The sequence below is a fragment of the Streptomyces sp. NPDC005899 genome (genome assembly GCF_040629645.1).
In the GTDB taxonomy this organism is placed as follows: Bacteria; Actinomycetota; Actinomycetes; order Streptomycetales; family Streptomycetaceae; genus Streptomyces.
The window spans coordinates 1-4,773 of sequence record NZ_JBEXWB010000422.1; the positions used below are offsets into that span (position 1 = coordinate 1).

Annotated in this window: 6 protein-coding genes; 1 reads left to right on the top strand and 5 read right to left on the bottom strand. The window is 73.6% G+C overall.

Translation table 11 applies throughout. The features are described 5' to 3' along the window. The 5 genes from ABZ371_RS29025 to ABZ371_RS29045 all read right to left on the bottom strand — a co-directional run. The coding region (locus tag ABZ371_RS29025; protein WP_358685067.1) for an acyl-CoA dehydrogenase family protein at positions 1-451 on the bottom strand (451 nt) is incomplete at its 3' end. After that, the gene (locus ABZ371_RS29030) at positions 448-1,638 is read right to left on the bottom strand and encodes an acyl-CoA dehydrogenase family protein (RefSeq protein WP_358685070.1); all 1,191 of its coding nucleotides are present in this window, start codon (positions 1,636-1,638) and stop codon (positions 448-450) included. The genes ABZ371_RS29025 and ABZ371_RS29030, both read right to left, overlap by 4 nt. After that, entirely contained in the window at positions 1,635-2,603 is a 969-nt protein-coding gene (locus ABZ371_RS29035) for an NADPH:quinone oxidoreductase family protein (protein WP_358685072.1), read from the bottom strand. Before ABZ371_RS29035 ends, ABZ371_RS29030 begins: the two co-directional genes overlap by 4 nt. 102 nt (positions 2,604-2,705) lie before the next feature. After that, positions 2,706-3,305, bottom strand: a complete 600-nt coding sequence (locus ABZ371_RS29040; RefSeq protein ID WP_358685074.1) for an XRE family transcriptional regulator — start codon at positions 3,303-3,305, stop codon at positions 2,706-2,708. A 120-nt stretch (positions 3,306-3,425) separates the two neighbouring features. Next, entirely contained in the window at positions 3,426-4,157 is a 732-nt protein-coding gene (locus ABZ371_RS29045; protein ID WP_358685076.1) for a PIG-L family deacetylase, read from the bottom strand. Between the two features lie 259 nt (positions 4,158-4,416). Here ABZ371_RS29045 and ABZ371_RS29050 point away from each other — a divergent pair. Further along, the coding region (locus tag ABZ371_RS29050) for a rhodanese-like domain-containing protein (protein ID WP_358685079.1) at positions 4,417-4,773 on the top strand (357 nt) is incomplete at its 3' end.

Below are 4,773 nucleotides of genomic sequence, written 5' to 3' on the forward strand. Positions count from 1 at the left end.
CGAGGACGGCGACCTTGCGGCCCGCCGCCAGGTCGCCGAGGAGGTCACCGGCCGGGCCGTCGTGTCCGCCGAGCGCCAGCAGGACCTCGGTCGCGACGACCGAGCTGGTCAGGTACGGGGCGGGGGCGACGCTCCGGCCCAGCTCCTCCAGGACCACCGCGGCCTCGCGGTGGGTGGCCCCCTGCCCGCCCAGCTCCTCCGGTACGAGCAGTCCGGCCGCTCCGATGCCGGTGGCGAGCGACTCCCAGAGCCGCGGGTCGTACGGCGTGTCGGACTCGGTGGCGGCGATCACCGTCGGGGCGTCGGCCCGGTCGGCGAGCAGCGAGCGCACGGCGGACCTGAGGTCGTCCTCGGCCTCGGAGTACAGCAGGTCGGGTGTGCGGTCGGGCTCGGTCCGCGCCGCTCCGGCCGGGGTGGCTCCGGTCCGTGCGGAGGCGCTTCGTGCGGTCATCGGGCGAGTTCCTTCCAGGGGACGTCCTTGTCGTTGCGCGGTTCGGCGGGCAGGCCGAGGACGCGCTCGGCGACGATGTTGAGCAGGACCTCGCTCGTGCCGCCTTCGATGGAGTTGCCCTTGGAGCGCAGGTAGCGGTACCCGGCATCACGTCCGGTGAAGTCGACGAGCTCGGGGCGGCGCATGGTCCAGTCGTCGTACAGCAGCCCCTCCTGACCGAGGAGTTCGACCTCGAGGCCGCTGATCTCCTGGTTGAGGCGTGCGAAGGCCAGCTTCATGCCGGAGCCCTCGGGGCCCGGCTGCCCGGCGACGAGCTGCTGACGCAGCCGCTCGCCCGTGAGCCGGGCTACCTCGGCCTCGACCCAGAGGGCGGTGAGCCGCTGGTGCAGGTCGTGGGTGCGCAGCTCGGGGCGCTCGCGCCAGGTCCTCGCGATCGTCCCGATCATGCCTCCCTCACGGGGGATGCGGGCGCCGCCGATGGAGACGCGCTCGTTCATGAGGGTGGTCTGGGCGACCTTCCAGCCGTCGCCGACGGCACCGAGCCGGCGGCTGTCGGGGATGCGTACGCCGGTGAGGAAGACCTCGTTGAACTCGGCCTCGCCGGTGATCTGGCGCAGTGGCCGCACCTCGACGCCGGGGTCGGTCATGTCGCAGATGAAGTAGCTGATGCCGCGGTGCTTGGGGACGTCCGGGTCGGTGCGGGCGATCAGGATGGCCCAGCGGGCGACATGGGCGCTGGAGGTCCACACCTTCTGCCCGTCGACCACCCAGTCCTCGCCGTCCCGGACGGCACGCGTGCCGAGCGCCGCCAGGTCGGACCCGGCGCCGGGCTCGCTGAAGAGCTGGCACCAGACCTCCTCGCCGACCCACAGCGGGCGCAGGAAGCGCCGCTTCTGCTCGTCGGTGCCGTAGCCGAGGATGGTGGGGGCGGCCATGCCGAGACCGATCCCGATGCGGCGCGGGTCGTTGTCGGGGGCCTGGGCCGCCGCCAGTTCGGCGTCGACGACGGCCTGGAGGGAACGTGGTGCGTCGAGTCCGCCGAGCCCGGCCGGATAGTGCACCCAGGCCAGCCCGGCGTCGAAGCGCGCCGTGAGGAAGTCGGTGCGCCCGGTGGTGGCCGGCGGGTAGGCGGCCAGCAGTTCGTGGGTGCGGCGGCGGATCTCGGCCGCGTCGATGGCGGTGCTCATCGGGTGCCTCCCGCGGGCAGGACGACGATGCGGCCGGTGCTGGCGCCGTCGGCGACCCGCTGGACCGCGTGGGCGGCACCGGCCATGGGGACGCGCTCGCTGACCAGCGGCCTGACCACGCCCTGCTCGGCGAGCCTCGTCAGCTCGTCGTGGCAGGCCCGCACGGCGGCGGGGTCCTTGGCGTTGTACAGGCCCCAGTGGAGTCCGAGGATCGAGTAGTTCTTCACCAGGGCGTGGTTGAGGGCCGGCGCCGGGACGGTGCCGCTCGCGAAGCCCACGACCACGACGCGGCCCTCGAAGGCGATGCACTTGACGGACTTGGCGTAGGCGTCACCGCCGACGGGGTCGTAGACGACGTCCGCGCCCCGGCCTCCCGTGGCTTCCTTGACCGCGGCCACGATGTCCTCGCTCCGCCGGTCGATGACCAGGTCACAACCGAGCTCGCGGGCGATGGCGGCCTTCTCCGGTCCGCCGGCCACCCCGATGACGGTGGCGCCCGCCGCCTTGCCGAGCTGGACGGCCGCGCTGCCGACACCGCCCGCCGCGGCGTGGACCAGCAGCGTCTCGCCCGCCTGAAGGCGTGCGCGGCGGTGGAGCCCGAACCAGCCGGTCTGGTAGCCGATGTGCAGGGCCGCCGCCTCGGCGTCGTCCAGGGCGTCGGGGGCGGGGAGCAGGGATGCCTCGTCGGCGACGACGTGGTCGGCGAAACCGCCGCCGGGCAGGGCGGGGGTGGCGAGCACCCTGCGCCCGTCCTCCGTCTCCCCGCAGATCTCCACGCCCGGGGTGAAGGGCAGCGGGGGCCTCACCTGGTACTGGCCGCGGCAGAGCAGGGCGTCGGGGAAGTTGATGTTCGCCGCCCGCACCCTCAGCAGCACCTGCCCGTCGCCGGGCTTGGGCCGGTCCGTCTCCTCGAGCTCCATCACCTCGCTCGGCTCGCCGTTCCGGTGCACTCGCCATGCCTGCATGAGGGGCCTCCACAACACTGTCGGCATTACCACTGCTCCGCCGCATACTAAGCGGTCGCTTGCCCCTCTGGGAACACCTCGCGCCGGGCGGGCGGAACCCGCTCAGGACCGCTTCGGCTTCGCCCTTACGTGCATCCGTTCCCCCTGCGGCCCGAACAGGCTGAGGAACTCCACCGGATCGTCGCCCACGGGTCCGAACCAGTGCGGCAGCCTGGTGTCGAACTCCGCGGCCTCACCGGGGACCAGCACGAGGTCGTGCTCGGCGAGCAGCAGCCGCAGCTTCCCGGAGAGCACGTACACCCACTCGTACCCCTCATGGGTCCGCTGCTCGGGCACCTCCTCGCAGGCGGACTCCTGCACGACCTTGTACGCCTGCAGACCGCCCGGCCGGCCGGTGAGCGGCAGGGACGTCTTCCTGCCGTGCACGATCGGCTTCGCCCTGACCCGGGGATCACCGACGGGCGGCGCACCGACGAGGTCGTCGAGCGGCACCTCGTGGGCGCGGGCGATGGGCAGCAGCAACTCCAGGCTGGGCCGCCGGCCGCCGGACTCCAGCCGGGACAGGGTGGAGACGGAGATCCCGGTCGCCTCGGAGAGCGCCGAGAGCGTGACCCCCCGGTCCTTGCGCAGCCGGCGCAGCCGGGGGCCGACTCCGGAGAGTACGGCGTCGAGCGGTGGTTCGTGCTGCCGTTGTTCCTTCATATGCCCAGTGCAGAATCGGCAAAGCGATTTGTCAATCCCGGACGGCGCCCGAGCCGCAGTCCCGGACGGTGGCCGAGCCGCGGGACGCTCGCGGGCGGGCGGGCGGGCCGGGTGTCCGGCTCAGCGGGCGAAGATCTCGAAGGCGACGGCCGGGCGCCCCCCGAACCGCTCGGCCAGGGCGCCGGCCGTGCCGGTGAGGAAGGTGCGGCAGTACGTCTCGGGGTCCTCGTCCGTCAGGACCTCGATGTAGGTGCGGTGGGCCAGCAACGACCGGACGGACCGTTCCAGTCCCGGGGCCGCATCGACGGCATGGGTGGGCCGGTCGGTGCCGGCCACCGCGACCCACCGCACCCCGTCCCACGGCTCCAGCCCCTGAGCCGTCAGCTCCGGGAAGATCCAGCGGTTGCCCGCGTCGCCCGCGGCGTCCAGAGCCGCCCGGCCGACGGCACGGTGGTCGGGGGTGTTCCAGGCCACCCCTCCCCAGGTGTCGCGGTGGTTGAGGGTGATGAGCAGCTCGGGGCGGTGCCGGCGCACGGCGGCCGCGATGTCGCGCCGGAGCGCCGGGCCGTATTCGATCACGCCGTCCCGGTGGTCCAGGAACTCCACGGTCCGCACCCCGACCGCCGCGGCGCTCTCACGCTGCTCCCGCTCCCGCAGCGGGGCACACTGCTGCGGGGCGATCGTGTCGATCCCCGCTTCGCCTCGGGTCGCCAGCAGGTAGGCGACCTCACGCCCCTCGTCGGTCCAGGCGGCGACGGCAGCGGCGCACCCGTATTCCAGGTCGTCCGGGTGGGCGACGACCGCCAGCGCCCGCTGCCAGTCGGTGGGCATGGGTTCGAGCTGCTCCGTCATGACGGTCAGGCTATTCAGGGAACGGTGCCGGACACGTGTGTTCCGGAGGCGGTGTCGGGCACGTGCCTGCCGGAGGCGATTCGGGGCAGGACAGTCCCATCGGCGCAGGCGGGAAGTGGATCGGGGGAAGTGGATCGGCCCGCCCGGCCCGACCCCGGCCCTTCGCCACCTTGGGTACTCTCGGGAGGCCGGAGCGGGCGGGACACCACCGACCGGTCCCCGGCCCGCCGCGTTCCGGCGAACGAAAGGAAACCCGCTCGTGCCCAGCCCCGCCTCCCTCTCCCCCGCCCAGGCCGCCGCTCGCCTGGCGGACTTCACCGTCATCGACGTGCGGGCCCCCGGCGAGTACGCCTCGGGTCACGTGCCCGGCGCCCTGAACGTCCCTCTCGACCGTCTGCCCGAGGCCGTGCCGGCGTTGAAGTCCGCCTCGGCCCGCGGCTCGCTGCTGGTGGTGTGCGCCTCCGGCGTCCGCTCCACCCGGGCCTGCGAGATCCTGGCCGACGCCGACATCGACGCCGCCACCCTCTCGGGCGGCACCTCCGCCTGGGAGAGCGACGGGCACGGACTCGACCGGCCGGAGGGCGGCCCGGCCGCCTGCCGTTGCGGCAGACCACCT